General features: G+C 60.0%; 24 protein-coding genes. 11 read left to right on the top strand and 13 right to left on the bottom strand.

Annotation, left to right across the window (positions count from 1 at the left end):
• Positions 1-57: 57 nt before the first annotated feature.
• Positions 58-1,422, top strand: coding sequence for an MFS transporter (locus ASC74_RS13960; protein ID WP_056741899.1), 1,365 nt, complete (start codon positions 58-60; stop codon positions 1,420-1,422).
• A 126-nt stretch (positions 1,423-1,548) separates the two neighbouring features.
• On the opposite strand, the gene ASC74_RS13955 is transcribed toward ASC74_RS13960, so the two are convergent.
• Together ASC74_RS13955 and ASC74_RS13950 are read right to left on the bottom strand one after the other, a co-directional pair.
• Positions 1,549-2,424 (bottom strand): LysR substrate-binding domain-containing protein, encoded by an 876-nt coding sequence (locus ASC74_RS13955; RefSeq protein WP_056741898.1) that lies wholly within the window; start codon positions 2,422-2,424, stop codon positions 1,549-1,551.
• A gap of 233 nt (positions 2,425-2,657) precedes the next feature.
• A complete protein-coding gene (locus ASC74_RS13950) occupies positions 2,658-3,836 on the bottom strand; it encodes a hypothetical protein (protein WP_056741897.1) in 1,179 nt (392 codons plus the stop codon).
• A 184-nt stretch (positions 3,837-4,020) separates the two neighbouring features.
• Here ASC74_RS13950 and ASC74_RS13945 point away from each other — a divergent pair, with 184 nt between their 5' ends.
• The 8 genes from ASC74_RS13945 (at position 4,021) to ASC74_RS13910 (ending at position 12,840) form a co-directional block, all read left to right on the top strand.
• A complete protein-coding gene (locus ASC74_RS13945; RefSeq protein ID WP_056741896.1) occupies positions 4,021-4,953 on the top strand; it encodes a LysR substrate-binding domain-containing protein in 933 nt (310 codons plus the stop codon).
• 345 nt (positions 4,954-5,298) lie between these two features.
• On the top strand, positions 5,299-6,723 hold the full coding sequence (gene aldA, locus ASC74_RS13940; RefSeq protein ID WP_056741938.1) for an aldehyde dehydrogenase: 1,425 nt from the start codon (positions 5,299-5,301) through the stop codon (positions 6,721-6,723).
• 84 nt (positions 6,724-6,807) lie between these two features.
• Positions 6,808-8,127: an MFS transporter gene (locus ASC74_RS13935; protein WP_056741895.1), complete on the top strand. Its 1,320-nt coding sequence runs from the start codon at positions 6,808-6,810 to the stop codon at positions 8,125-8,127.
• 1 nt (position 8,128) lies between these two features.
• Positions 8,129-9,346 (top strand): mandelate racemase/muconate lactonizing enzyme family protein, encoded by a 1,218-nt coding sequence (locus ASC74_RS13930; protein WP_046046632.1) that lies wholly within the window; start codon positions 8,129-8,131, stop codon positions 9,344-9,346.
• Between the two features lie 195 nt (positions 9,347-9,541).
• The gene (locus ASC74_RS13925; RefSeq protein ID WP_056741894.1) at positions 9,542-11,149 is read left to right on the top strand and encodes a GMC family oxidoreductase; all 1,608 of its coding nucleotides are present in this window, start codon (positions 9,542-9,544) and stop codon (positions 11,147-11,149) included.
• A gap of 114 nt (positions 11,150-11,263) precedes the next feature.
• Positions 11,264-11,671: a response regulator gene (locus ASC74_RS13920; protein WP_056741893.1), complete on the top strand. Its 408-nt coding sequence runs from the start codon at positions 11,264-11,266 to the stop codon at positions 11,669-11,671.
• A gap of 175 nt (positions 11,672-11,846) precedes the next feature.
• A complete protein-coding gene (locus tag ASC74_RS13915) occupies positions 11,847-12,059 on the top strand; it encodes a DUF1059 domain-containing protein (protein WP_008156959.1) in 213 nt (70 codons plus the stop codon).
• Between the two features lie 112 nt (positions 12,060-12,171).
• Positions 12,172-12,840 (top strand): HAD-IA family hydrolase, encoded by a 669-nt coding sequence (locus tag ASC74_RS13910; protein ID WP_056741892.1) that lies wholly within the window; start codon positions 12,172-12,174, stop codon positions 12,838-12,840.
• 105 nt (positions 12,841-12,945) lie between these two features.
• Here ASC74_RS13910 and ASC74_RS13905 read toward each other — a convergent pair whose 3' ends face one another.
• A complete protein-coding gene (locus ASC74_RS13905) occupies positions 12,946-13,605 on the bottom strand; it encodes a methyltransferase family protein (RefSeq protein ID WP_056741891.1) in 660 nt (219 codons plus the stop codon).
• A 136-nt stretch (positions 13,606-13,741) separates the two neighbouring features.
• Entirely contained in the window at positions 13,742-14,680 is a 939-nt protein-coding gene (locus ASC74_RS13900; protein ID WP_056741890.1) for a GlxA family transcriptional regulator, read from the bottom strand.
• 123 nt (positions 14,681-14,803) lie between these two features.
• Here ASC74_RS13900 and ASC74_RS13895 point away from each other — a divergent pair, with 123 nt between their 5' ends.
• On the top strand, positions 14,804-15,595 hold the full coding sequence (locus tag ASC74_RS13895; RefSeq protein WP_056741889.1) for an SDR family NAD(P)-dependent oxidoreductase: 792 nt from the start codon (positions 14,804-14,806) through the stop codon (positions 15,593-15,595).
• A gap of 67 nt (positions 15,596-15,662) precedes the next feature.
• Positions 15,663-16,595 (top strand): pyridoxal-phosphate dependent enzyme, encoded by a 933-nt coding sequence (locus ASC74_RS13890; RefSeq protein ID WP_056741888.1) that lies wholly within the window; start codon positions 15,663-15,665, stop codon positions 16,593-16,595.
• A 52-nt stretch (positions 16,596-16,647) separates the two neighbouring features.
• On the opposite strand, the gene ASC74_RS13885 is transcribed toward ASC74_RS13890, so the two are convergent.
• The 9 genes from ASC74_RS13885 to ASC74_RS13845 all read right to left on the bottom strand — a co-directional run bounded on the left by ASC74_RS13885 (position 16,648) and on the right by ASC74_RS13845 (position 26,213).
• Complete coding sequence (locus ASC74_RS13885) at positions 16,648-16,965, bottom strand: DUF2388 domain-containing protein (RefSeq protein WP_056741887.1); 318 nt, start codon at positions 16,963-16,965, stop codon at positions 16,648-16,650.
• Positions 16,966-17,119: 154 nt separating this feature from the next.
• On the bottom strand, positions 17,120-18,427 hold the full coding sequence (locus ASC74_RS13880) for an OprD family porin (protein ID WP_056741886.1): 1,308 nt from the start codon (positions 18,425-18,427) through the stop codon (positions 17,120-17,122).
• Positions 18,428-18,530: 103 nt separating this feature from the next.
• Positions 18,531-19,103 carry a PPC domain-containing DNA-binding protein gene (locus ASC74_RS13875; RefSeq protein ID WP_056741885.1) on the bottom strand — a complete coding sequence of 191 codons (573 nt, stop codon included), beginning with the start codon at positions 19,101-19,103 and terminating at the stop codon, positions 18,531-18,533.
• A 118-nt stretch (positions 19,104-19,221) separates the two neighbouring features.
• Complete coding sequence (locus ASC74_RS13870) at positions 19,222-20,799, bottom strand: aldehyde dehydrogenase (NADP(+)) (protein WP_056741884.1); 1,578 nt, start codon at positions 20,797-20,799, stop codon at positions 19,222-19,224.
• 30 nt (positions 20,800-20,829) lie between these two features.
• Positions 20,830-21,789 carry an amidohydrolase family protein gene (locus ASC74_RS13865; protein WP_056741883.1) on the bottom strand — a complete coding sequence of 320 codons (960 nt, stop codon included), beginning with the start codon at positions 21,787-21,789 and terminating at the stop codon, positions 20,830-20,832.
• Complete coding sequence (locus tag ASC74_RS13860) at positions 21,782-22,741, bottom strand: amidohydrolase family protein (RefSeq protein WP_056741882.1); 960 nt, start codon at positions 22,739-22,741, stop codon at positions 21,782-21,784. The genes ASC74_RS13865 and ASC74_RS13860 overlap by 8 nt, the downstream gene beginning before the upstream one ends.
• A 15-nt stretch (positions 22,742-22,756) precedes the next feature.
• Positions 22,757-23,215 carry a thioesterase family protein gene (locus ASC74_RS13855; protein WP_056741881.1) on the bottom strand — a complete coding sequence of 153 codons (459 nt, stop codon included), beginning with the start codon at positions 23,213-23,215 and terminating at the stop codon, positions 22,757-22,759.
• Positions 23,216-23,255: 40 nt separating this feature from the next.
• Positions 23,256-25,154, bottom strand: coding sequence for a TRAP transporter large permease (locus tag ASC74_RS13850; protein ID WP_056741880.1), 1,899 nt, complete (start codon positions 25,152-25,154; stop codon positions 23,256-23,258).
• A gap of 15 nt (positions 25,155-25,169) precedes the next feature.
• Positions 25,170-26,213 (bottom strand): TRAP transporter substrate-binding protein, encoded by a 1,044-nt coding sequence (locus ASC74_RS13845; RefSeq protein WP_056741879.1) that lies wholly within the window; start codon positions 26,211-26,213, stop codon positions 25,170-25,172.
• Positions 26,214-26,225 lie beyond the last annotated feature (12 nt).

The raw sequence follows: 26,225 nt of genomic DNA, 5'->3' as shown, positions 1-26,225 counted from the left end.
AAGAAATAAGCGATATCGGTTTCATTTCTCCGTCAATAACAACAATTGGAGACTTACATGTCCGTACAACCGGTAAAAATCGACGACCTGCCCATCGGGCGATTCCACCTCAAGATCGCCGGCCTGACCTTCGGTGCGCACTTCACTGACGGCTACATCCTCGGCCTGATCGGTATCGCGTTTACGCTGCTGAGCCCGCAGATGCAGCTGGATGCGTTCTGGCAGGGATTGATCGGGGCTTCGGCGCTGATCGGCTTGTTTCTGGGTAGCCTGTTTTTTGGCTGGATTTCCGACAAAGTCGGCCGGCAGAAAATCTTCCTCGTCAGCTTCGTGTTGATCACCATTGCCTCCGTGATGCAGTTCTACGCCGAAACGGCCATGGGCCTGTTTCTCTGTCGGGTGCTGATCGGTATCGGGCTGGGTGGTGACTTCAGCGTCGGCCACGCCATGCTGGCCGAGTTTGCGCCGAAGAAACACCGCGGCGTGTTGCTCGGTTCGTTCAGCGTGATCTGGACTTTCGGCTATGTGGCCGCAACCTTCGTCGGCACGGCCATGCTCAGCCTCGGGGACGATGCCTGGCGCTGGATGCTGGCTTCTTCGGCGATCCCGGCGGCATTGATTCTGATCGCCCGTATCGGTACGCCAGAGTCGCCGCGCTGGCTGGTGAATCAGGGTCGAATTGCCGAAGCTCGGGCCATCGTAAAGAAACACTTGGGCGACAACGTCGAACTCGACGAAACACAATCCACCGAAACCCGCTCCGGCTACGCGGTGTTGTTTAGCCGTGAATACCGTAAGCGCACCGCGTTCAATTGCCTGTTCTTCGTCTGCATCGTGATGCCGTACTTCGCCATCTACACCTTCCTGCCATCGATCCTGCAGAAGATGGGTCTGGCCGAAGGTTTTGGTACCGAGTTGATGCTGAACATGTTGTTGATTCTGGGCGCACTGATCGGGATCTGGTGCACGATCAAATTCTCTCGCCGGGGCTTTTTGATCAACTCGTTCATCATTCTCGCGGTGGCGTTGTTCCTGTTAGCGGTGTTGCCGGGCAGTGCGGCGTTTTTGATGGTGTTGGTGTTCGGACTGTTCACACTGGTGCTTTCGGCCGTGAGTAACCTTGTGGGCGTATTCCCGGCCGAGAGCTTTCCGACCGAGGTGCGGGCTAGCGGGATTGGCCTGGCCACGGCGGTAAGCCGGTTGGGTTCGGCGATCAGTACGTTCCTGTTGCCGGTGAGTGTGGCGGGGATTGGCTTGAGCCCGACGATGGGGATTCTGGCGGCGATTTTGGCCATCGGTGCCTGGCTGTCCTGGGCCTGGGCGCCGGAAACCAAATCGCTGACACTGAGCCAGGCGTGCAAGGCGCAGAGCCCGGTGGACGGTGGTGCAGCGGTGGCGGTGAAAGTGGCTGCCCCGGTTTAAGGAACTATCACAAATCCAAATGTGGGAGCGGGCTTGCTCGCGAAGACGGAGTGTCAGTCACCATCAATATTGACTGATCCGCCGCCTTCGCGAGCAAGCCCGCTCCCACATTAGAATGAGTTTCTGTCAGGGATTACTGACTAACCCTAACCAATCCGTAAACAGCCGCACCTTCGACAACCCTTTTTTGTCATTCGCCACATCCAGCCAATAGCCATACGGCCCGATCACTTCCACCGGAGTGATCGGCAACAGGCTGCCATTCGCCAGTTCCTTCTCAATCATCTGTCGGTCGATCACCGCCAAACCACCCCCTGCCAACGCGGTATGGATCACCTGATCCAGCGTGCTGAATTCCAGTCCTTGCCCCGCATCAACATCGTCCCGGCCCATCGCGGCCAACCAGTTCTCCCAGACCTTCAAGCGTTTGCCGTCGTGCAGGATATGCAGCAACGGAAACTGCCGCAGGTCAGGCGGCTGGCCGTCGTTGAACAGCTCTGGACTGGCCACGGCGATGTGACGCTCCATCACCAGCAACTGACTGCTGCAATGACTGGCGGCTTCGAGGCCGAAGCGGATATGGCAGTCGACTTCGGCGAGGCTGTCGTGGTTGGCCTGGTTAGTCACGCTCAGGCTGATATCCGGGTAGCGTTGGCAAAACACTCGCAGGTGCGCCGACAACCAACGAGTCGCCCAGGTTGGCGGTGCGAGAATCCGCAGGCGTTGGCGCAGATTGGGTACGCGCACCGCTTGCAGCGCGCGTTCGATATGGTCGAAGGCCTCCGCCAGATGCGGGGAGAGGGCGGTGCCGGTTTCGGTCAGGGACAAGCCTTGAGGTGTGCGGATGAAGAGCGCTACGCCGAGGTAGTCTTCAAGCTGTTTGATCTGCCGGCTGACGGCGCCCTGGGTGACGTTTAATCCCAAGGCCGCCTGACTGAAGCTGCGATGCCGCGCAACCTCTTCGAAGACGCGCAGCATATTGAGCGAGGGCAGTTGACGCATCGAAGGATGACTCCACACCGGCCTCGGGTGTTGCATCGGGTCGGTTTTGTTTTTGGATGGTTTTGTGGTGCCTATCTGACTATTAGCAATGGGCTGATGCAAGTGTTGTTTCGGCTGACGCCTTCGCGAGCAAGCCCGCTCCCACATTTGACCGCGTTCCCAGCAACGACTCGGTCTAATGTGGGAGCGGGCTTGCTCGCGAAAGCGTCTTCAAGGACGCCTAAAATCGCGGATCAGAAGTAATACCCAACGTTCACGTACAACTGATTCTCCCACTGATCACTCCCGCCGGCCCCCAGGCTCTGGGTATAGCTGCTGCCTCCAATGTACGGATCGTTCTTGCCAAACAACCACTCAGCAGCGACCCACAGTTTGCTCACTGAAAACGAGCTGCCCAAAATCACCCGCTCCGAGGTCTTGAACTCTCTGGCCGATTTATCGAAGGCACTGTAGTTGGCGTATACCTTGACCCCGCTGACCTGATCGAACAGGTATTTGCCGGCCACGTCATAACTCACATCCGCCACATACAGATTGCCGCGACTGGCGACGTTGTACGTGCCGTCGTAACCGCCCAGCGTCACCAGTTCATCAGTGCCGGCGTTGCGCGGCGACATCTGTTGCCGCGCCGCCTGCAACTGCACGCCCCACGGACCGTTCTTGCCCAAATAGTGAACGGCCACGGCGTTACGCCGGCCATCGTCATGGGTGTCCCTATTCTGAAGCGACGACGTCAGGCCGGAGAGGCCGATTTCAGACTTCCATGGCCCCAGATCCAGCGCCTTGGCCACGCGCAGCACCACGGTGTTGCGCTCCTGGTTGTTGCTGCCGTCGGCGACATAACTGTCGGCTTCGGACACCACGCTGGAGTAGGTGACCCCGTTGCTGGTGCCTTTGCCTTGCCATGCCGGGCGCAGGTAGTAACCGGCCTGGAGGTTCCAGTCGCCCGATTGCTGGATGTACTTGGCGCCCACCTGTTGCACATCTTCCAGGCCGATGACGTTGCCCAGGGTTTCGTAGAACGTGCTGCCGAAGTACGGCTGCAAACCAAACGGCACCGTGTTCAGGCCCACGTGCATCTGCTGGTCGGGGTTGAACTTGTAGCCGGCCCACGCGAACTTGGCGAACTGGATATCGCCGTAGTTCTTGGTGTACTGGTAGGGATAGGAACGGCCGTAGAAACGATACTGAGCCTCACCGATCCAGCTGTCGGAGTTGTACTTGGCGCTGAGGAACACCGTGTCGAGGCCGAACTTCTGGATGTCTCGATCCGGATCGTAATCCCAGCGCGCACGGACCGCGCCGCCGAGATCGAGGTTGTCAGTGACCTGTACGGCCATGGCCGGTGCGGCGAAGGTGCAGAGTAGAGCGATGTGCAGAGGACGGAGGCGCAAAGAAGCAGGGAAGGGCATGGGGCAGCTCTCGGTTATTTTTATTAGAGATGCCGGCCAGTCTTGCGATCAGCGATGCGTTGAACAAACGATAAAAAATGCGAGTAAACCTTCGTCAGATGCATGTTACTGAGAAAATCCTGTAGGACAATGCACGGCGAGCGTGGGATGCTTTGCGTCTTGTCACTCGTCCCGAGAGCCCTCCATGAAACGAAAAATGCCCGGCCTCAACGCGCTGAAAGCCTTTGAAGTCGCTGGTAGCACGGGCAGCTTCACCCGTGCCGCCGAGTTGCTGAACGTGACGCAAAGCGCCGTCAGCCGGCAGGTGCGTCAGCTGGAAGAACAGCTCGAAGAGACGCTGCTGGAGCGCCGTCACCACCACCTCGAACTGACCAGCGCCGGTCGGATTCTATTGCGGGCCTTGCATCAGTCCTTCGACAAAATCGAACTGACGGTGCGCAGCATTCAGCAGAAAACCCATTCCAATCGCCTGCACATCAACGCGCCGCCAACTTTCACCAACCGCTGGTTGATGCCGCGTCTGGGGCGGCTGCGCGAGAAGCATCCGGAACTGGAACTGAGCATTACCACGCGCTTGCAGGACAGCCTGGCGGAAACCAGTACGCTGGATTGCGCGATCCGTTTTGGCGACGGTGAATGGGACGGCCTGGACAGCTCGCTGCTGATCCAGGAACGGCACATCGCGGTGTGTGCGCCGTCCTTGTATGCGCGGGAATGGAGCGAGCGGGGCATCGACCTCAATCGCTTGACGCTGTTGCATGTACTGGCCCGGGAGGACCAGCGCTACCTGACCTGGAAACACTGGCTGGACGCCGCGCGAATCACCGGCGTCGACACCCAGGGCGGTTATGAATTCGACCTGCTGGACCTGGCAATCCGCGCGGCTATCGACGGCCTGGGCATCACCATTGCCGACTGGCACATGGTCGCTTCGGAACTGGCCACCGGGCAACTGACCCAAGTGCTGAACGTGCATGTGGAAGGGCATCAATCCTACTGGCTGGTGACCCGGCCCGAGCAGACGCTGATGCCGCAATTGCAGGTGTTTAGTCAGTGGTTGCAGGAAGAGATCTGGTTGGCGCAACGGCAGCTCGAACCCTCAACCGCTGCTCTCTAATCCACACACTACCCAAATGTGGGAGCGGGCTTGCTCGCGAAGGCGTCGTGTCAGTCGACATTAATATTGGCTGACGCGACGCCTTCGCGAGCAAGNTGAACACAGATTATGTGTAAACCCAAATCCACTGTGGGAGCGGGCTTGCTCGCGAAGGCGTCGTGTCAGTCGACATTAATATTGGCTGACGCGACGCCTTCGCGAGCAAGCCCGCTCCCACAGTTGACCGCGTCGTTTAGGGGTAACCTGCATTTTTCGAATGTTACATCGCTCAATAAATCGTTTGTTCAACACCGGTCCAATGACAAGACTGCATTCACTGGATAAAAACAACGATGGGCAATGCACATGCGAACCGAGCGAAATTTTGTCAACGGTCACTTCATTGAACCTGCCAGCGAAGCGCTGATCGCAGTCTACAACCCGGCGACCGAAGCGCTGGTGGGTCATGTTTCAGCGGCGACCGCCGATGAAGCCACTGCAGCCGTCGAAGCCGCCGTGGGCGCCCAGAAAGTCTGGGGCAAACTCACCAGCATCGAACGCGCCGAACACCTGCGTTCCTTCGCCGACGCCCTCGATACCTGCGCTGAAAGCATCGGCGCAGCCCTGGCAGCCGAATCCGGCAAAAGCGTTGCCGATGCCAGCAACGAAGCCCGTTATGCCGCGCAGATCACCCGTTACCACGCCGAGTGGGCGCGCCGTATCGAAGGCGAGATCATTCCCAGCGACACCCCGAACGAAAACCTCTTTCTGCACCGCGAGCCGATTGGCGTCGTTGCCTGCCTTATTCCGTTCAACTACCCGGTCTATACGTTGCTGCGCAAAATCGCCCCGGCGTTGATTGCCGGCAACACGGTGGTGGTGCGTCCGAGCAACAACACCCCGACCTCGGCGTTCGAGATCGCCAAGGCTGTGCAGCAATCCGGTTTGCCCGCCGGCGTGGTCAATATCCTGACCATGGATCACGCGACGGCCGCCACCGTTTGCACCCATAAGGCTGTTGGTTTGATCACCCTGACCGGCAGCGTCAACGCCGGGCGCATCGTGCTTGATTACTGCAAGGCCAACATCGCCAAGCCGTCACTTGAGTTGGGCGGTAAAACCCCGGCGATCATCGAAGCCGACGCCGATCTTGAAGCCGCCGCTACCGCGATCGTAGCCTCCAAGACCACCCACTGTGGCCAGTTGTGCACGGCGGTCGAGCGGGTCTACGTGCAGGAAAGCGTCTATGAACAGTTCCTTGCGCTGCTGAAAGCCAAAATCAGCGCCGTGAAGTTCGGTGACCGTGCCTCCGACGCCAACCTGATGGGGCCGTTGGTCAACGCCAGTTCGCAACAGAGCATCCACGCCATGGTCGAGCGCGCCATTGCCGACGGCGCTGTACTGGAAACCGGTGGTTTTATCCCGCAGGGCAAAGGCCATTTCTACCCGCCAACGCTGCTCAGCGGCTGCCGTCAGGACATGGAAATCATCCAGGAAGAAATCTTCGGCCCGGTGCTGCCGGTGCTCAAGTACCGCGACATCGACGAAGCGCTGGCCATGGCCAACGATCACCAGTTCGGCCTGTCTTCGGTGCTGTACACCGAGAACTACCGCACCACGATGAAAGTCGCCAACGCCATCGAGGCCGGCGAGTTGTACGTCAATCGCACCCCGGCAGATCCGTACCAGGGCTTCCACGCCGGCTGGAAACGCTCGGGCCTGGGCGGCGATGACGGCAAACACGGCATGCTCGAATTCACCCAGACCCGTCTGGTCGTCATGAAGTATTGATCCACCCGCAACACGCCTCACGCCACACCTATAAAAACAATTATCAGGGGCACCCGGACCACCGGGCTGCCCGAGGTCTCCTAGATGTCCAAGCATGCATCCACTGCTGCCGCTGTTCAGGGTTCGAACGCGGGTACAAAAAGCCACAGTGACAAGGGAAGTCGCTATTTCCAACTGATGCTATTGGTGCTGGCCGCCGGTGCGATCTATCCGATCCTGTACCTGCGCCAGGTCTACCAGACCACCATGCTCGAAGTGTTCCAGATCAACCACAGCGAGCTGGGTTATCTGTACTCGATGCTCGGGACGATTTTCCTCCTCAGTTACTTGCCGAGCGGTTGGCTGGCGGACCGCATTGCCCCACGCTTTCTGATCTTCTTCTCGCTGGTCGCCACCGGAGCGTTAGGCCTGTGGTACTCCACCGCGCCGTCGATGACCGGTCTGATGATCATCTTCGGTTGCTGGGGCCTGACCACCGGCCTGACGTTCTGGGCCTCGGTGCTCAAACGCGTGAAGATGATTGCTCATCACACTGAACAAGGTCGGTTCTTCGGCATCCTCGATGGCGGTCGCGGACTGGTCGAAGCCTTGCTGGCGACTGTCGCTTTGGGGCTGTTTGCCTTCGCCACCGAAACCCGTGGCGAATCGGCTGCCGAAGGTTTCAAACAGGTGGTTTACCTCTATGCCTTCACCTGTATCGCCATCGGCTGTGTGCTGGTGTTGATCAAGGACCCGAAGTCCATGGAAGACACGGCGCCGGTGGAAAAGGGCAAGTTCAACCTGCTCAGCGACCTGGCGACGTTGGTGAAAATCCCTGAACTGTGGCTGGTCACCGCCATCGTGTTCTGCGGTTACCACATCTTCTGGGCCACCTACAGCTTCTCCGATTACCTGCAAGGCGGCGGCATGACCGCGGTCATGGCCGGCACCATCACCACCATCAAATTGTGGATGCGGCCGATTGGCGGTATCGGCGGTGGCTGGCTGGGTGACAAGTTCTCCAACATCTCGGTGCTGATCGTGGCGCTGTTCCTCGCGACATTGGCGATGGTCGGCCTGATCGTGTTCCCGGCGCTCAACAGCATGGGCCTGCTGATCGGCACCGTGATCTTCATCGGCCTGATGACCTACGCCATTCGCGGCTTGTACTGGGCGATCCTCGACACCTGCAACATCCCGCTGCGCATCACCGGCCTGGCTATCGGCATCGTCTCGGTGGTCGGTTACCTGCCGGATGCCTTCATTCCCTTGATCAACGGCTACCTCACCGAGCATTTCCCGGGTGCCTTTGGTTACAAGCTGTATTTCGGCTACATCGCTTTCGTCGGTCTGCTCGGGACCCTGGCGGCCCTGACCCTGCGCGCACGTATCAACCGTAAAACTTCGAACAAGACAGGTGCCTGAGATGAAAATCGTCGCCCTTGAAACCCATATCGTTGCCGTACCGCCACCGCACATCGGCGGCATGTACTGGCTGTTCGTCAAGCTCAAGACCGATTGCGGTATTGAAGGCGTGGGCGAAATCTACGCCGCGACCTTCGGCCCCAAAGCCATGCTGCCGATCATCGAAGACGTGTTCGAACGCTACTTGCTCAACCACGACCCGCACCACATTGAGCGCTTCTTCCGTCAGGCCTATTCGAGCGGTTTCACCCAGCGTCCGGACCTGACCATGATGGGCGTGGTCAGCGGCCTGGAGATGGCCTGCTGGGACATCATCGGCAAAGCGGCGAACAAGCCGGTGTATGAACTGCTGGGCGGCAAGGTCAACGAACGCCTGCGTTCCTACACCTACCTGTACCCGGTCAACAGCAAGGGCGAGTACGACTACGACGACCCGGACCTGGCCGCCGAATGCGCCATCGAGAACATGAACAAGGGCTTCACCGCCGTGAAGTTCGACCCGGCCGGGCCGTACACCGCGTACTCCGGGCATCAGATTTCGCTGGAAGTGCTGGAACGCTGCGAAACCTTCTGCCGCAAGATCCGCGAAGCGGTCGGCGACAAGTGCGATTTGCTGTTTGGCACTCACGGGCAAATGGTGCCGTCCTCGGCGATCCGCCTGGCCAAGCGCCTGGAGAAATACGATCCGCTGTGGTTCGAAGAACCGGTGCCGCCGGGCCAGGAAGAGGCCATGGCGCAAGTCGCGGCCAAAACCAGCATCCCGATTGCCACCGGCGAACGGCTGACCACCAAGTACGAATTCTTCAAGCTGTTGCAGGCGGGTGGCGCGTCGATTTTGCAGATGAACGTGGCCCGCTGCGGCGGTCTGCTGGAAGCAAAAAAGATCGCGAGCATGGCCGAAGCGTATTACGCGCAGATCGCGCCGCACCTCTACAACGGGCCGATTGGCGCGGCGGCGAGTTTCCAGTTGGCCACCTGCACGCCGAACTTCCTGATCCAGGAAAGCATCATGACCTGGGGCGGGTTCCATGCCGAAGTCCTGACCAAACCGCTGCAATGGGAGGACGGTTACATCATCCCGTCCACCGAGCCGGGCCTGGGCGTGGAGCTGAACATGGACGTGGTGCGCAAGCATTCGCCGTACACCGGCGAGCGTTTGCACCTGCAAATGGCGCCGACACCGGCTGATGTCAAAGACACATCGCCAGCTCGAGGCTGACGGGATTTGCCGCCCACAATGGAACTGGCGCAGTTCCATTGTGGGAGCGGGCTTGCTCGCGAAGGCGTCGTGTCAGTCGACATTAATATTGGCTGACCCACCGCTTTCGCGAGCAAGCCCGCTCCCACAGGTTTTGCGTCGTCCCTGACTGTTGGGGCGGTTTTTTTTGTAAAACGACTTACGCGGTAACCGTGCATGACTTACGACTACATCATCGCTGGCGCAGGCGCCGCAGGCTGCATCCTCGCCAATCGGCTCTCGGCGTCCGGGAAACACTCGGTGTTGCTGCTGGAAGCGGGCGGAAAGGACAGTTCCCTGTGGTTCAGGATCCCGGTCGGCTTCGCCAAAATGTATTACAACCCGACCTTCAACTGGATGTACTACAGCCAGCCGCAAAAACAGCTGAACAACCGCGAAATCTATGCCCCGCGGGGCAAGGTACAGGGTGGTTCGGGCTCGATCAACGCGATGATCTACGTCCGTGGCCAGGCGCATGACTTCGACGACTGGGCGGCTAACGGCAATGAAGGCTGGGGCTTCAAGGACGTGCTGCCGTACTTCCGCAAACTGGAAAACCATCCGCTGGGCGACAGCGAGTACCACGGCGGCAGCGGCCCGATCAGCATCACGCCGATGAAGGGCCAGACCCATCCGATTTGCGATGTGTTCCTCAAGGGCTGCGATGAACTGGGTTATCCCCATAGCGACGACTTCAACGGCCCGAAATTTGAAGGTTCGGGCATCTACGACGTCAACACCCGCCACGGTCAGCGTTGCTCCAGCAGTTTTGCGCATCTGCATCCGGCATTGAGCCGGCCGAACCTGACGGTCGAGCATTACGCGCTGGTGGATCGGGTGTTGTTTGATAACGGCCGGGCGACCGGGATTTCCATCACCCAGCACGGCGTGGTGCGGACCTTTACCGCCAACAAGGAAGTCATTCTTTGCGCCGGTGCCGTGGACACGCCGAAGATCCTGCAATTGTCCGGTGTCGCGGATCAGGCGCTGCTGGCCAAACACAACATCCCGTTGGTCAAACACCTGCCGGCGGTGGGGCAGAACCTGCAAGACCACCTGTGCGCCAGTTACTACTACAAGGCCAACATCCCGACGCTCAACGATCAACTGAGCTCGCTGTTCGGTCAGTTCAAACTGGGGTTGAAGTACCTGTTCACCCGCAAGGGCGCACTGGCGATGAGCGTCAATCAGGCCGGCGGATTCTTCCGGGGCAACGAGCTACAGGCCAACCCGAACCTGCAGTTGTACTTCAACCCGTTGTCGTACCAGATTCCAAAAAACAATAAGGCTAGCCTCAAGCCGGAACCGTATTCAGGCTTCCTCTTATGCTTCAACCCGTGCCGGCCGACCAGTCGCGGGCACATCGAGATCGCCTCGAAAAATCCGCGGGACGCGGCGTTGATCGACCCGAATTACCTGAGCACGCAAAAGGACATCGACGAGGTGATCCAGGGCAGCCGCTTGATGCGCAGAATCATGCAGGCGCCGGCACTCAAAGGCATTACCGTCGAAGAAGTGCTGCCGGGGCCGGCCATCGAAAGTGACGAACAGATGCTGCAGTATTTTCGCGAAAACAGCGGTTCGATTTATCACCTGTGCGGTTCCTGCGCGATGGGCGCGGACGAACAGAAGTCGGTGGTCGACAAGCGCCTTAAAGTCCATGGTTTAGACGGTTTGCGCATTGTCGATGCATCGATTTTCCCTAACGTGACCTCTGGCAACACTCACGCCGCCGTGCTGATGGTGGCGGAGAAGGGCGCCGATCTGATTTTGCAGGACGCCTGATTTCATCGCCCGGTTGTATCAAAAATGAATTTCCGCCGAGTCCGCTGCTCATACCTGATAGGTAGCGGATTTAAGCGCGCGAAATCATTTAGGCAATCAGGGAGTGGCACAGTCATGGGACCAGTATCGACGGCGGGCGATCATCTCCTTGGCGGGTTGATTCTTGTGGTTGAGGACGACCCGCTGATCCTGGAGTTTCTCTGCGAAATTCTTCAGGAGGAAGGCTTTGTGGTTGAACCGCAGACCAGCGCGGATGCCGCGTCGAAGTATCTGGAGCAACACTCCGAAGGCGTCCGTCTATTGCTCACGGACATCACCATGCCGGGCAAACTCAATGGCGCGGACCTGGCCAATCTGTTTGGCGACCGCTGGCCCGACAAACCAATCATGATCATGTCCGGTTACGAAACGCCGGAAAGCGCCGGGGTCAGGCATTCGGTGTCGTTCATCAAGAAACCATGGGCGCTTGGGCAGTTGCTGGACTGTGTGGAAGGTGCCTTGAAGTCGAAACGTACCCTTTAGAACCTGCGGCACATCAGACCACTACAACCTGTCACGATGCGCCTTGTGGCGGGCCTATACTTCAAGAGTCGGCACACTCGGTGCGACCTGCAATCGTGTTTGATGTATGGGGTGACGCGTCGAGTGATCGTTCACGCAGGCCACGGCCTGCCTTCGTCGTAGGGAGGATAAGATCATGGCGCGTAAATACATCGACTGCCGCGAGTTTCCAAGCGATGCCAAATGCTCGGTCGCACTGTCCGCAGACTCTGAAAACGAACTGCTAGAGGCCGCCGCACAGCATGCGGTCAGTGTTCACAAGCACACCGACTCACCGGAACTGCGTGCTCAACTGAAGACGATGTTTCACGACGGCACCCCGCCTGTTGAAGCACCGCGTCCCGCTTAGCAAAAAAGTCCTCTGCAGGAGTTGCCGAAGGCTCGGGCCGCGTTCGGCAGCTCCTCGCAAATGCTACATTGTTCGGCGAACCCGCCTGGCACTTGCGAGAGGTAGCTCCCCCTTGTCTGCTCAAGAATCTGTCTTCAACACCCCGTACCGCGCTTTTCTGTTCGATATGGACGGCACCGTCCTCAATTCCATCGCCGCTGCCGAGCGGATCTGGGCTACCTGGGCCTTGCGCCACGGCGTCGATGTCGACACCTTCCTGCCCACCATCCATGGCGTTCGCGCCATCGACACCATCAATCGTCTGGCGTTGCCCGGGGTGGATGCCGAGGCTGAAGCGGCGTTCATCACCGAGGCGGAAATCGAGGATGTCGAGGGGATCATAGAGGTGCCTGGCGCGGCGAATTTCCTGAAGTCGCTGCCCGTCAACCAGTGGGCGATCGTCACCTCGGCGCCGAAGGCATTGGCGCTGCGGCGGATGGCGGCGGCGGGTATTCCGCAGCCTTTGGTGATGGTCACTGCCGAAGACGTCAGCGCCGGAAAACCCGATCCCGCAGGCTATCGACTGGCGGCCAAGCGCTTGGGTGTTGAACCGGCCGATTGCCTGATTTTCGAAGACGCCACCGTGGGTATTCTCGCGGCCGAGGCGGCGGGCGCGGGCCTGATCGTGGTGACCGCGACTCACGATCATCCGCTCCAGACTCCGCATGCGACACTGGCAAGATATACGTCGGTGACCGCTGTAGTGGATCCCGACGGCCCAATCCGCCTACACGCAATCTAATGTGGGAGCGGGCTTGCTCGCGAATGCGGTGTGTCAGGCACATCGATGGCGAATGACACACCGCTTTCGCGAGCAAGCCCGCTCCCACATTGGGGTTGTGTTGTTTCAGTAAACCCCGGGAATCAACCGCCAACTGCGGGCGCAATAAGCCTCGTATTCGCCGCCGAATTGCGCCCGTAACAGCCCTTCTTCGGAGTGAATGCGGGCGATCAGCGGGATCAGCGTCACCGCGGCCAGCAACAGGCCAACGCCGGAACGAAAGACCAGTGCCCAGCCCACTGCAGTGATCATCAGCCCCAGATAACTGGGGTTGCGCAAGGTGCGATAAATCCCGTCGGTGACCAGCGTGTGGCCCGGCTGAATCGCCACCAGTCCACTGAAACGCTTGCCCAGCACAAACACCGGCCACAGCCGCAGTGTGCCGCCGATGATGAACAGCAACGCCCCGAGCCAGCGCACACCTTCGCCACCAAAAGTCCAGAAGTCGATCCGGTCGGTATAGGCCGGCAAGTACCCGCTCAATAAACCTATCACCCCGAACGCCGGCAGCACCCAACGATTGGCCCGGTCTTCACGTTCGCCGGAACTCAGGTTGACCTCAGTGAACAAGGACGCGATGGCCATCACCAAAGTGGCAAACACAATGACCACCAGCGGTGCATGAGAGAAAAACGCCGAGAATCCGCCAAGCCCCCATACCGCGAGCCCAAGGTAGGCGAGGGTGGAAACAACGGCGAAAAACGCCAGTTTGGCCGAGATTTTCATCTACACCTCCAAAAACGGACCTGACACCGTTCATTGTAGGAGCTGCCGAAGGCTGCGATCTTTTGATCTTTGGCCGTCCTCAATACCGCTCAAGATCAAAAGATCGTCCGAACGCGGCCCGAACCTGCGGCAGCTCCTACGCCGATCGGGCATTACGCCGAATCACCTGCGGCGGCTGCCCGAACGCCCGAAGGAAGGCTTCGCGCATGCGGCGGCAGTCGCTGAAGCCGGACTCTTCAGCGATCTGATCGAGGGTCAGTCGCCCGCGTTCCAGCATCTGCCGTGCCGTTTCCAGGCGCAGGTTCTCGATGGCCTTGGCCGGTGATTGACCGGTTTCCGCGCGGAAGGCCCGGCTGAACTGCCGAGGGCTGAGGCGCGCGACGTCCGCCAGTTGCTCCACCGACAACGTCTCGGTGAGGTGTTCTCGCGCATAGCCGAGCACGGTTTGAATGCGGTCGGATTTCGCTTCCAGTTCCAGCAGCGCCGAATGCTGCGACTGGCCGCCCGCGCGGCGGTGGTACATCACCAGTTTCTGCGCCACGGAACGGGCCAGTGCGGCGCCGTGATCCTTTTCCACCATGGCCAGCGCCAGGTCGATGCCGGCGGTCATCCCGGCGGAGGTCCAGATCGATCCGTCGACGACGTAGATGCGGTCTTCTTCGACCTTGATCGATGGAAACCGCACTTGCAGCTCCCGTGCATATGCCCAATGAGTAGTGGCGCGCCGTCCGTCGAGCAAACCGGCCTGGGCCAGGACGAACGCCCCGGAGCAGATCGACGCCGTGCGCCGTGCGGTTTTAACGTTTGCGCGCAGGTAGTTCAGCACGCCTTCGGGTGCCTGCTCGAGAATGCCATCGCCGCCGACCACGATCACCGTGTCGAACACCCGCTCACCAAAGGCCTCGGTGCCAACGCTCAGCCCACCGGAAGCGCGCAATGTGCGGCCGTCTTCAGACAATACGCTGACCTCATAAAGCGCCTCGCCGGCGCTGAAGTTGGCGTACTCGAACACCGGCATGGCCGCCAGCGCCATGGACTGGAACCCTTCAAACACTACAAATGCCACGGAAGTCATCGAGATGTCCTCAAAAGGTCATGTCCGAAAAACGTACTTTAAACGTCATTTGAGACGAGCGTTAGACCCTTTATAACGATTCACACCCGGCGACGTTATCGCCTCACTGTGAAGGAAATCGACATGGCCCTCTCATCCAAAGGTACCGCTCTTATCACTGGCGCTTCTTCGGGAATCGGCGCGGTGTATGCCGACCGTCTCGCGCGGCAGGGTTACGACCTGATTCTGGTCGCCCGCAGCCAGGCGAAACTGAACGCCCTGGCCTGCCACCTGAGTAACGAAACCGGCCGCGCCGTGGAGGTGGTCGCCGCTGATCTGAAAGACAAGGCCGACGTGCGGCGGGTCGAAGAAATTCTACGCTCCGACGCCAGTATCACCCTGTTGATCAACAACGCCGGGGTCGGCGCTGTCATGCCGCTGCTCGGCAGCCCGGTGGATGACATGGAAGACATGATCACCCTCAACGTGACCGCGTTGATGCGCCTGGCTTACGCGGTAGTGCCAGGCTTCGTCGCTCGCGGCACCGGGACGGTGATTAACATTTCCTCGATCGTTGCTATCGCCCCGGAAATTCTCAACGGCGTGTACGGCGGGACCAAGGCGTTTGTCCTCGGCCTGAGCCAATCCATGCACCGAGAGCTGGCCGACAAAGGCATTCGGATCCAGGCCGTGCTGCCCGGCGCTACTGCCACCGACTTCTGGAGCGAGGCCGGCAACCCGGTGGAAAACCTGCCGCAGGAGATCGTGATGTCTGCCCAGGACATGGTCGACGCCGCGTTGACGGGCCTGGCGCAAGGCGAAGTGGTGACCATTCCGGGCCTGCACCAAGGCGACCAGTGGGACACCTACGAAGCCCAGCGCCAGACGCTTTCAGGCTTGTTCGGCAATTCCACGGCAGCACCGCGTTATCGCTGAAGCGGTAGCCGCCGGGCAGGGTGAACTAAGCTTGGAGTAGGACTGTTCACCCTTAAGGAGCTTCGCCATGCTTCACATCAGGACGCCCTTGATTCTGCATCCAGACCTGTCGACCCCGTCCCGGCGAATCTGGCTCAAGCTGGAAAACCTGCAACCGAGCGGCTCATTCAAACTTCGCGGTATTGGGCTCTTGTGCAGCCAGGCGGCGGCGCAAGGTAAACGCAAAGTGATCTGTCCTTCCGGCGGCAATGCCGGGTTCGCCACCGCCGTGGCGGCCGCCAGACTGGGATTGCAAGCCTGCATTGTGGTGCCGAACACCACGCCGGAAACCACCCGCGCAAAAATCCGGAAAACCGGTGCCGAGGTGATCGTCCATGGCAAGGTCTGGGACGAAGCCAATCTACGGGCCAAGGAACTCGCACAGGGCGCGGACACCGAATACGTGCCGGCCTTCGATCACCCGGTGTTGTGGGAAGGGCACAGCACGATGGTCGATGAAATCCTCGAGGATTGCCCTCAGGTCGATGCAATCGTGATGTCGGTAGGGGGTGGAGGTTTGCTGGCGGGGATTCTCACCGGATTGATCCGCCACAGGCGCATGGACTGCCGGATCATCGCGTGTGAAACCCAGGGTTCTGCGTCTTTTACTGCCGCTGTCAGTGCCGGACATCCGGTCAAATTCCCCCGGATCGATACGGTCGCCAAGTCGCTCGGCGCTACATTGGTGGCCGCCTGGCCGGTGCAGCACATCCTCGATTTCCCACACGAATGTGTCGCGCTCAGCGATGACGAGGCGATCATGGGCGTGGTGCGTTACGCCAACGACCTGCGTCAGTTGGTCGAGCCGGCGTGCGGCGTTTCGTTGGCGATTGGATACCTGGACCATCCGGCGATTGCCGAAGCCCATGATGTGGTGATTGTGGTGTGCGGTGGCGTGAGCATCAGCGCGCAACTGGTGGCGGGTTGGGCGCGATTATCCACCGGTGCTGAAGCAAGGTAGGGCTGCAAACGCTATTCGGGCGCTGCAAGCCCCACCGCTACTTTTTCAGCCTTTATTTGCCCGCAGCAACGCCTTCCTGGACGAGGATCGCTCTGGCCAGGTCTTCGTCGCTGGCGTTGAGGCCGGGATTGTCCTGACGAATCTGCTTCAAGTACGACTCCAGATAAACACCACGAATCGCGCCGCCACTGGCAACGAAGCTGGAGGCGTCATCCCGGGCAGGAATCATGAGTTTGTGGTCCTTGAAGGTCGAGTACAGCGATGCGGAAACCCCGGCTGACGTGGCGACATCGCCCGCATCCACTTTGGCCATAGCGGAGCCGAAGGGTAAACACAGCAAAAGGGAAGAGATGATAATCAGACGGCGCATGACGGTGTCCTCTGAAAGCGTGAAGCAAAAAAGGAAGTACCTCATCTGTAGGATGCGTGGCGGTCGTCAGGAGTTCCCTGCCGAAGCGTTATCAGTCCAAAGCCTGCACCTGAAAAAGCTCAGCCCCGCCGCGCAATCCCTTTAGGCCGCTCTGCTAAAGCAACGGAATGCTGTAGCTCACGATCAAGCGGTTCTGATCCTGGTCACGCGCCGCCTCGCTGTTGGACTTGCCATTACGCCATCCGAATCCGATACCTTTCAGCGTGCCGGACTGAATCACGTAGTCCAGCGCAATGTCCCGCTCCCATTCCTTCTGGGTATCGCCAGAAGTCGTCTTGATGTCGTCCCCGCTGAGGTACATGACGGACGCTTTCAGGCCGGGCACCCCCATGGCGGCAAAGTCATAGGCGTATTGACCGAAGGCTGTGCGCTCGCCCGCACGGGTGAAGGTTTGAATCAGACGGTCGGTGTACAGGTAAAGACTGGAGCCGCCGGCACCCTTGTTGGCCAGCCCGCCCTGATTGAGTTGCGTGAAGTTGCTGCCGCTCGAAACGCTTTGGTAGCCCGCCGTGACTGCATGGCCGCCCAAGGTGTAAATCAGCGCGGCGCTCCAGGTTCGGTTATCGATCTCGCCATCATTGCCTTGGGTGTAGCCGCTGATTTTGTAGCCTGAAGTGCCCGAGCTGTTTTTACCGGATGAATCGGTCTTGAAGTAGCGCAGGTCGGTTTTCAGCGATTGACCTTCCGCGATCGCCAGTGTGTGGATCAGGCCGAAAAACTGCTGGGTGTAGTAGTCGTCCAGGTTGGCGTAGTAATACTGGGCGGTCAGGTCCTTGGTGACTTTCCAGTCGCCCCCGGCGAAGTCGAACGCGTTGCTTTCGCGGGTGCCACCCGTGGCGGCCAACCCCGTCTGATCGCTTGAGCCCCGGCCTGTTGCGTGTTCGATTCGGCCTCCCGTGAGGGTCAAGTCCTTGAACTCGCCTGACGTGATCTGGCCACCTTCGAAGGTCTGTGGCAGCAGGCGGCCGTCGTTGGACACCAGGATCGGCAGCTTCGGCATCAGCGTGCCCAGGCGAAGTTCGGTTTTCGAGACTTTGACCTTGCCGGTCAACCCCAACCGGCTCCATTCGTCGACGGCGCTGTTGTCGCTGTCTGAAGGAATCATGCTGCTGCCGACGTGCCGTCCCTTGCCGCTGTCCAGCGTAATCCCCATCAGACCCAGTGCGTCGACGCCAAAACCAACCGTGCCATCGGTGTAACCCGACTTGTAATCCAGCATGAACCCCTGCGCCCACTCTTCGGTTTTCGAAGGCGCGGCCGTGCCGTCACGGTTGTCGTTGTTGAAGTAGAAATTTCTCATCCCCAGGGTGGCTTTGCTGTCACTCAGGAAGTCGGCGTGCGCCTGGGTGCTGAGTGCAATGGCACCCAATGCAAACGTCACCACCGTTTTCTTGTTACTCATCTGAATCGCCCCTTTATTTTTGTAGTTTGAATTTGGGAGGGTGGCTCCCGCAGTAGCGGGTGCCGGCAACGTTCGATGCCTGCGGGAGCGTTATTCGCCTGGCTTAAATACCCAACACGTTGGCGCCGATGCACGGATCAATCCCGCGTTCCAGACGACGCTGGTGGACGATCACGGTGATTTCCATCGAGCCGGTGGTCACTTCGAAGTCGAGGATGTGGCCGCCGTACGCTTGAAAGGTGGCGTCACCGGCAACACCGTGCATGTGGATCGAAGGCTGGTCGTTCTTCCACGCCACGGAGCCGGTGATGCTGGCCATCTCGACACTGTTCAAGGTCTTGGCGTCGAAGTCCTTTTTGTCCTTGTTCCAGAAACCGAACTTCACGTTACCGAAGCCGATACCGCTGATGGACGCGCTGGGGATTTTCTCGGCGATGGCCAGTTTGGTCAGCTCCTTGAAGGCGTTATCGCCCATGCGCAGCACCATGAGATAACCGGTGGGGGTTTTGGTGTAGCGTGGTGTGGCTTCGGTGACACATTGCATAGGGGCTGTCGTCGCGGCTGGAGCGGTTTCGGCAACGGCCAGTTGAGCGCCTGCGGTGTTGATCATCACGGCGGCGGTCACGGCCAGCATCAATTTGCAAAAGCGGTGTTTCGGGTGAAGTTGAACGTGCATGAGACTTCCTCTGTTTTTGTTGTTGTGGGCTACAGCGTTTTTTGAGGCGAGCGTGTCCGGCGCCTATTTTTCGATAGGCGACGGAGTTGTTACTAACGGTGGGTTTTAGTTCGGTGACTTACAGCGCATCACGGCTACTGACACCGTCAACCAGTCGGGCAATGCTCAACGGGTTGGCGTTCTTCAGCGCGTCCGGCAACAAGCTGTCGGGGCAGTTCTGATAACAAACGGGACGCAGGAATCGATCAATCGCCAACGTTCCGACCGAGGTACCGCGAGCATCCGAAGTGGCCGGGTACGGTCCGCCGTGAACCATGGCATCGCAGACTTCCACCCCGGTCGGATAACCATTAAACAGCACGCGCCCGACTTTCTGTTCCAGCAGGGTCAGCACTTCGTTCAGGGTATTGAGGTCCGAATCTTCGACGATCAGCGTGGCGGTCAACTGACCGCGCAAACCGTGCAGTGCCTGGAGCAACTCGGCCTGGTCAGCGACTTCCACCACGAGGGTGGTCGGGCCGAAGACCTCTTCCTGTAGCAACTCATCACCGTTGATCAACAGGCTGACGTCGGCCTTGAACACTTGCGGCTGCGCCTGATTGCCCTGTTGTGCGGCGCCGGCCAGGTGCGTCATGCCGGGGTGTGCGTGAAGATTTTCCAGGCCGTGGCAATAGCTTTTCAGCGCGCCGACGTTGAGCATCGTTTGCGCGGATTGCTCGCCCATCAAACCGGTGAAGCGTTCGAGGAAGGCCGTGAACTCTGGCGAACGAATGCCCAAAACCAAGCCGGGATTGGTGCAGAACTGACCCGCGCCCAGCACCACGGAAGCGCTCAGCTCGGCAGCGATCTTGTCACCACGCGCCTTCAGTGCTTCGGGCATCAACAACACCGGGTTGATGCTGCTCATCTCGGCGAACACCGGGATCGGTTGAGGCCGTGCCGCTGCCATGTCACACAAGGCTCGACCGCCACGCAATGACCCAGTGAAACCCACCGCCTGGATAGACGGATGCTTGACCAATGCTTCACCGACGCTGCCGTAGAGCATGTTGAACACGCCATCAGGCATTCCGGTTTTTCTGGCCGCGCGAGTGATCGCATCGGCGACGTAATCGGCGGTTGCCATGTGACCGCTATGGGCCTTGAACACCACCGGGCAGCCCGCTGCGAGGGCGGAGGCGGTATCGCCGCCGGCAGTCGAGAAGGCCAGCGGGAAGTTGCTGGCACCGAACACGGCAACCGGACCGAGACCGGTGCGGTACTGGCGCAGGTCGGGGCGAGGCAGCGGTTGACGGTCGGGCAAAGCACGATCGATGCGGGCGCCGTAGAAATCGCCGCGACGCAGCATCGTGGCGAACAGACGCATCTGGCCGCTGGTACGTGCCCGCTCCCCTTGAATACGGCCGGCGGGCAAGGCGGTTTCCCGGCACACGAGGGCAATGAACGAGTCGTCCAGCGCCTCAAGTTCCGTGGCAATAGCCTCCAAAAATTGAGCGCGTCGGGCAGATGAAAGGTTACGAAAGATCGGGTAGGCCGTGGCCGCCGCTTCTGCGGCCGCATTCACTTCATCTACAGTCGCCTGATGGAAGCGATACGGCAGTGCTTCGCCGGTACTGGCGTCGTGGCTTTGCAAGGTGCTCGAACCTTTTGCCGAACGAGCGCCAGCGATGTAGTTGTGGCCTGAAACTTCAAACATGGGAACTCCTGAAGGGCTGTTCAATGAGGGTCAAGTGAGCCGGTAAATGCGTCGGGCGTTGTCATGAAACAGGGCGAGCCGATCCGTCAGGGAGCGGTCGCTGACAATCGTTTTGAAGCCGTCGAAGATCTCGCTCATGCCGTTCACGACGCCGTCGACCGGGTAATTGCTGGCAAACGCGCAGCGACTGACATCGACAATCGAAATCGCGTCGTTCACCACCACGCGGTTCGACTCGACGGGCCAGGCCTGGCCGGGGATGCAAATGCCGGAAATCTTCAGGGCAACGTTCGGCTCCCGAGCCAGCAACGCGAGGTTTTCACGCCAGCCGGCCAACCCTTCTTCCGAACGATCAGATGGCAGCGCCGTGTGATTGACCACGATGGTCACGTCAGGAAAGTCTCTGGCCAGCTCGGCCGCTTCCGCCAGATGCCACCATGGCGCCTGCAACTCGAAATGCAGGCCGTTTTCAGCCAGTTGTGCGTAGCCGTCGCGCCAGCGGGGATCGCGCATGGAGCCTGGCGCGACGAAATCTTCGCGCCATGCCTCAAGGGTGGTGACCGCAGGTTTGTGGCGCACGCCGCGCACCAACGGATGATCGCCGTAGCGGCGCAAGAGGTCCGATGCGTCTTCACGGTCAAGCCAGGCCTGCGCCACCATCGCTGCCAGGGTCGGTTCGTTTTGTGCCAGTGATTCGACAAACCTCACCTCATCGGCGGGCGTCGCAGGGTCCCATTCACCCTCGATGACGACGGTCTGCACGATGCGATGGTTGCCCGTCAGCCGGCGATAGTCTTCAGGCAGGAAGTTGCGGCAGATCGACGAGTAATCGCCATAACGAAACGGTCGCAACGGGCGGTCGTTCAGCCACGGGTAGTAATGCTTTTCGATATCGAAATAATGTTGATGAGCGTCGACGATGGGTAAGTCCGCGTCCTCGCCGCTGGCCAGAAAGCGCGCGCGCCAGTCGATCACGGATGGGTTATCCATGCTGTTCCTCCAGACGATAAAAGCGTTGTGCATTGCCGGCGAACACCGCTTCCTGCACGGCACGCCCCAGTGGTGCGAGCATCGCGGCCACGCCATCGGCAATCGTGTCGTAGGACGCGCGCAATCCGGCAACCGGGAAGTTGCTGGCGAACATGCAACGCTCGGGGCCGAAGATCTCCAAGGCGGTCAGCACCACGATCCGGTTGTCGTCGTAGTTCCAGGGCGAGTCTTTCAGCCCGAACTCCGACAACTTGATGTGCACGTTGGGTTGCAAGGCCAATGCTTCCAGGCCCTTGCGCCAGCGGGTCATGCCTTGCGGGCTGCGATCCCAGGCGAAACCGGTGTGGTTGAGGGCGATCCGGATCTGCGGAAACATCGCCGCCACTTCGGCGGCCTCGACCAGGTGCCACGGCGGCACGCGCAGGTCCCACGACAGATCGTGATCAGCCAGCCGCGAAAAGCCTTCCAGCCATTTCGGGTCTTGCATGGTGCCGCGAGCCCCGGCAATCGACACGTCCGGTGACGCCGAGGTCACCGGTTTGGAGCGTATGCCTTTCACCAGCGGCCTGGCGGCCTGAGTCGCGAGAATGTCCGCGCTGTCCTCACGATCGAACCAGGCGTGGGCAACGATGGCATTCGGGAAGCCGTAACGGGCATTCACTTGTTCCAGCCAGCGTGTCTCGGCGACTTGCTCATCGCGAGCACGTTCGGCCTCGACATGCACCGTTCCCACCAACCGTTGTCTTTCGGTCAGGGCAAGATAGTTTTCCGGCAAGAAATCACGGCAAAGGCTGCGATAGTCGCCGAGAAAAAAATCCTCGTGATAGTCGTCCTGCAGCCAGGGATAACGACCGTTGCCCAGGTCCCACAGGTGGTGGTGAGCATCGACAATCGGTAGCGCATCCTCGGCTGCCAGGTTGGGCAAACCATTGCGTTCGTGCAGCGTGATCATGACGGGGTCCCTTGCTCAGCGCGACGCGGCGAATTGGGAAGGGCTGAGCACGCTGTCTTCGACTTCCCCTGCGGCGGCGGCCTCGGCCTTGGCCTGAACGCGGCTGCGCAGTTTGGCGACGTTCACCACCACCCGGGTATGCGCCGCCGTGGCCACCAGCTCGACGTCATCGCGCACTTCGACGTTGAAGGTGACGCTGCGACCTTCGATCCGGGTAACCGTGGCGACGATGCTGACCGACATGCCCAGCAACGTGGCGCCGACGTGGCGGATATCGACTGCCGCACCGACGGTGTTTTCGCCTTCGTCGAGGAAGGTGAGCAGGTAATCAAGGCAAGTCCGTTCGATATCGTCGACCAACCGTGGCGTGGCGTAGATGCGCAAGTCTTCGCCGAGAAACGAGATGGTGCGCTCCTTGTCGACGATCAGTTGGCGTTCGGTGGCGGTGCCGGCTTCGAGTGTGGAAAAATTCATGAGAAACCTCGTATTTACGTGCTGACAGTCAAAAAGTGATTCAGGCGTTGGGCAGGAAACCGATGGAAATCCATGGCACGGCGATCAGCACGCCCAGGGCTACAACGAGTGCGCCGAGATACGGCCAGACCCGGCGCATGGCGCCGCTGGGGTCGACCTTGGCGATGGCGCAGGCAGCGTAGAAACCCACACCAAACGGCGGGGCGAACAAACCCAGGCCCATGGCGAAGATCGCGACCATCGCGTAATGCACGTCGTTGATCCCCATGGCCTTGGCAATCGGAAACAGCAGCGGCCCGAACAGCACGATGGCCGGGATGCCTTCCAGAAAACTGCCCAGAAGGATGAACGCCACAGCGGAGATGATCAGGAAGCCCATCGCGCCACCCGGCACCGTCGACATCACCTGCGCCAACTGGTGCGAGAAGCCCGACTGGGTCAATGCCCAGGCCATGGCGGTGGCGCTGCCGATGATGATCAGGATCGCGCCGGACAGCGACGCGGTGCTGACCAGGATCGGATACAGCCGGCGCCAGTCAAAGCAGCGGTAGCACAGCAGCCCGACGACAAAGGTGTAGGCCACGCCGATGGCGGCGACTTCGGTGGCGGTCGCGACCCCTTCAACCACCGCGGTTCGGATCACGAAGGGCAGGGCCAGTGCCGGTAACGCGACCAGCAGCGAGTGACCGATTTCCTTGCCTGAGGCGCGTTTACCGGTGGAGGCCTCGCCTTTGCGGTTTTTCCACCAGATCACTGCCGCCATGGCGATGGCACCCACCACCGCCGGCATGAAACCACCGGTGAACAGGGCGGAAATCGACACGCCGGTTACCGAGCCGATGGTGATCAATACCAGGCTCGGCGGAATGGTTTCCGACATCGCCCCGGAGGCATTGAGCATCGCCACCAGTTCGTTTTCATCCTCACCACGTTTCTTCATTTCCGGAAACAGCGCCGGCGCGATGGCGGCCATGTCGGCAGCCTTGGAACCGGAAATGCCGGAGATCAGGTAGATGGCGCCGATCAGCACATAAGACAGGCCGCCACGTACATGGCCGATCAACGAGCAGAGGAAGCGGATCATCGCTCGGGCCATGCCCATGGCTTCGATCAACGCTCCCAAAAACACAAACAACGGGATGGCCAGCAAGATCAGGCTCGCCATGCCTTCGTCCATCCGGCCCACCACCAGGGTCAAGGGCGTGCTGGTCATGGTCGACAGGTAAGCCACCGTCGCCAGGCCGAATGCGACCATGATCGGCACGCCGATGACGATCATGGCCATCACGCCGATCATGAAGAAAACGACCAGGTTCCAGTTGCCCATCAGCAGCAGGCTGCCTTCAGCCACCCACAACAACGCGGCCAGGGAGGCCAGCATCGCCACCGACACGGAGAAGTCGATCAGCCGGGCGCTGGTCAGCAGGCGCGCGACACAGGTCATCAGCATCAGGCTCAGGCCGACCGCGATGGCTGACACGCGAAAGGCGTTGGGGATTTCAAGGGCGGCGGTGGTGATGATCCACTCGTCGCTGACGTACTCCCAGGCCGGGGTGAACAGCAACCCGATGAACGTGATGACGATCACGGCGCCCAAGGTGTCGACAAAGGCGCGTTTTTCCAGCGGCAGGCGCCCGATGAACGAGGTCAGCCGCATGTGCTCGCCTCGACGCATCGCCACCACTGAGCCGAGCATCGCCAGCCAGAGAAACAGCAGCGAGGCCAATTCGTCGCCCCAGACGATGGGTTGATTGAGCACGTAGCGCGAGAACACATTGCAAAACAGCAGCGTGACTTCGATAACCACCAGCAACGCCGCGCTGCCCTCGGTCAGCCAGCGCAGCCCTGTGTCCAAAGCGCGACCGAGACGAAACGTGGTGGGGCGGGTGCTGAGTCCTTCAGCGGGAGAAACATCCGTCATTGGTATTTCGTTTTTCATGACCGTGTCTCCGGCTTAGGACAGTTGACCCGCGTACTGCTCCAGCAAGCTCCAGGCTTCATCGCCGTACTTTTCTTTCCATTGGGTGTAGAAGCCTTTGGACTGCAAATCAGTCCTGAACAATGAACGGTCGACTTTGTTGAAAGTGATGCCATGGGCGGTCAGGGACGGCTCCAGGCTGGAGTTGAGATCGATCACCTGTTGACGCTGAATCAGCGCGGCGGCGTTGATTTGCCGGGAGACGATTTCCTGCACATCTGCGGGCAGTTTTGGAAAGGTCTTGCCCGAGGCAACGATCCAGAAACCGCCCCAGATGTGGTCGGTCATGGAGCAGTATTTCTGTACTTCATAGAAGCGCGCGGCTTCGACAACTACCAGCGGGTTTTCCTGGCCGTCGACGACTTTGGTCTGCAACGCCGAGTAGGTCTCGTTGATGCTGATGCCGGTAGGGGAGGCACCCAGGGCGCTGAACATGGAGGTCCACAGCGGGCTGACCAGCACACGCAGTTTGAAACCGGCCAGGTCTTGCGGCGTGTAGATCGGCCGCGTCGAGCTGGTGATCTGGCGGAAGCCGTTGTTCCAGACTTTTTCCATCGGGATCAGGCCGACCTTCTCGGTCTTGGCGCGTACGTATTCGCCCAGCTTGCCGTCCAGCGCGGCCCAGACACTGTCGTAGTCCTTGAATGCGAACGGCATGCTTTCGATCGACATGGCCGGCACCAGCGTGGAGAGAATCGCACCTGGCAATGGAATGAAGTCGATTGCCCCGGCACGCACCTGGGACAGCATGTCGGTGTCGCCGCCCATGGCGCCGTTGGCGTACACCTGCAGGTCCACGGCGCCGTTGGTTTCGGCCTTGATGGCCAGCGAAGCCGCCTTCATTTGTATGTTCAGCGGATGGGTGTCGGGCAGGCTGCTGGTGTAGCGCAACACAATGGGTTTGGTCGCGGCGAAGACGCTGGAGGGCAGCAGGTTGGCGGCGAATGCACCGCCAACGGTGACGCCGGCAGACACTAGAAATGATCGGCGGCTGACGGCCTCGGTCAAGATACGGCTCATGATGTTCACCTT

This window comes from Pseudomonas sp. Root329, assembly GCF_001424925.1.
In the GTDB taxonomy this organism is placed as follows: domain Bacteria; phylum Pseudomonadota; class Gammaproteobacteria; order Pseudomonadales; family Pseudomonadaceae; genus Aquipseudomonas; species Aquipseudomonas arabinosi.
The sequence above is the reverse complement of the archived record's forward strand: the minus strand, read 5'-3'. Positions and strand labels throughout refer to the sequence as shown.

Excerpts from the sequence above, each read along its gene's own strand:
- ASC74_RS13945 (WP_056741896.1), top strand. The coding sequence starts at position 4,021 with ATGAAACGAAAAATGCCCGGCCTCAACGCGCTGAAAGCCTTTGAAGTC.
- ASC74_RS13960 (WP_056741899.1), top strand. The coding sequence starts at position 58 with ATGTCCGTACAACCGGTAAAAATCGACGACCTGCCCATCGGGCGATTC.
- ASC74_RS13885 (WP_056741887.1), bottom strand. The coding sequence starts at position 16,965 with ATGCGCCGTCTGATTATCATCTCTTCCCTTTTGCTGTGTTTACCCTTC.
- ASC74_RS13850 (WP_056741880.1), bottom strand. The coding sequence starts at position 25,154 with ATGAAAAACGAAATACCAATGACGGATGTTTCTCCCGCTGAAGGACTC.
- ASC74_RS13875 (WP_056741885.1), bottom strand. The coding sequence starts at position 19,103 with ATGCACGTTCAACTTCACCCGAAACACCGCTTTTGCAAATTGATGCTG.
- ASC74_RS13930 (WP_046046632.1), top strand. The coding sequence starts at position 8,129 with ATGAAAATCGTCGCCCTTGAAACCCATATCGTTGCCGTACCGCCACCG.
- ASC74_RS13900 (WP_056741890.1), bottom strand. The coding sequence starts at position 14,680 with ATGACTTCCGTGGCATTTGTAGTGTTTGAAGGGTTCCAGTCCATGGCG.
- ASC74_RS13880 (WP_056741886.1), bottom strand. The coding sequence starts at position 18,427 with ATGAGTAACAAGAAAACGGTGGTGACGTTTGCATTGGGTGCCATTGCA.
- ASC74_RS13950 (WP_056741897.1), bottom strand. The coding sequence starts at position 3,836 with ATGCCCTTCCCTGCTTCTTTGCGCCTCCGTCCTCTGCACATCGCTCTA.
- aldA (WP_056741938.1), top strand. The coding sequence starts at position 5,299 with ATGCGAACCGAGCGAAATTTTGTCAACGGTCACTTCATTGAACCTGCC.
- ASC74_RS13905 (WP_056741891.1), bottom strand. The coding sequence starts at position 13,605 with ATGAAAATCTCGGCCAAACTGGCGTTTTTCGCCGTTGTTTCCACCCTC.
- ASC74_RS13845 (WP_056741879.1), bottom strand. The coding sequence starts at position 26,213 with ATGAGCCGTATCTTGACCGAGGCCGTCAGCCGCCGATCATTTCTAGTG.
- ASC74_RS13935 (WP_056741895.1), top strand. The coding sequence starts at position 6,808 with ATGTCCAAGCATGCATCCACTGCTGCCGCTGTTCAGGGTTCGAACGCG.
- ASC74_RS13955 (WP_056741898.1), bottom strand. The coding sequence starts at position 2,424 with ATGCGTCAACTGCCCTCGCTCAATATGCTGCGCGTCTTCGAAGAGGTT.
- ASC74_RS13895 (WP_056741889.1), top strand. The coding sequence starts at position 14,804 with ATGGCCCTCTCATCCAAAGGTACCGCTCTTATCACTGGCGCTTCTTCG.
- ASC74_RS13865 (WP_056741883.1), bottom strand. The coding sequence starts at position 21,789 with ATGGATAACCCATCCGTGATCGACTGGCGCGCGCGCTTTCTGGCCAGC.
- ASC74_RS13870 (WP_056741884.1), bottom strand. The coding sequence starts at position 20,799 with ATGTTTGAAGTTTCAGGCCACAACTACATCGCTGGCGCTCGTTCGGCA.
- ASC74_RS13860 (WP_056741882.1), bottom strand. The coding sequence starts at position 22,741 with ATGATCACGCTGCACGAACGCAATGGTTTGCCCAACCTGGCAGCCGAG.
- ASC74_RS13920 (WP_056741893.1), top strand. The coding sequence starts at position 11,264 with ATGGGACCAGTATCGACGGCGGGCGATCATCTCCTTGGCGGGTTGATT.
- ASC74_RS13915 (WP_008156959.1), top strand. The coding sequence starts at position 11,847 with ATGGCGCGTAAATACATCGACTGCCGCGAGTTTCCAAGCGATGCCAAA.
- ASC74_RS13925 (WP_056741894.1), top strand. The coding sequence starts at position 9,542 with ATGACTTACGACTACATCATCGCTGGCGCAGGCGCCGCAGGCTGCATC.
- ASC74_RS13855 (WP_056741881.1), bottom strand. The coding sequence starts at position 23,215 with ATGAATTTTTCCACACTCGAAGCCGGCACCGCCACCGAACGCCAACTG.
- ASC74_RS13890 (WP_056741888.1), top strand. The coding sequence starts at position 15,663 with ATGCTTCACATCAGGACGCCCTTGATTCTGCATCCAGACCTGTCGACC.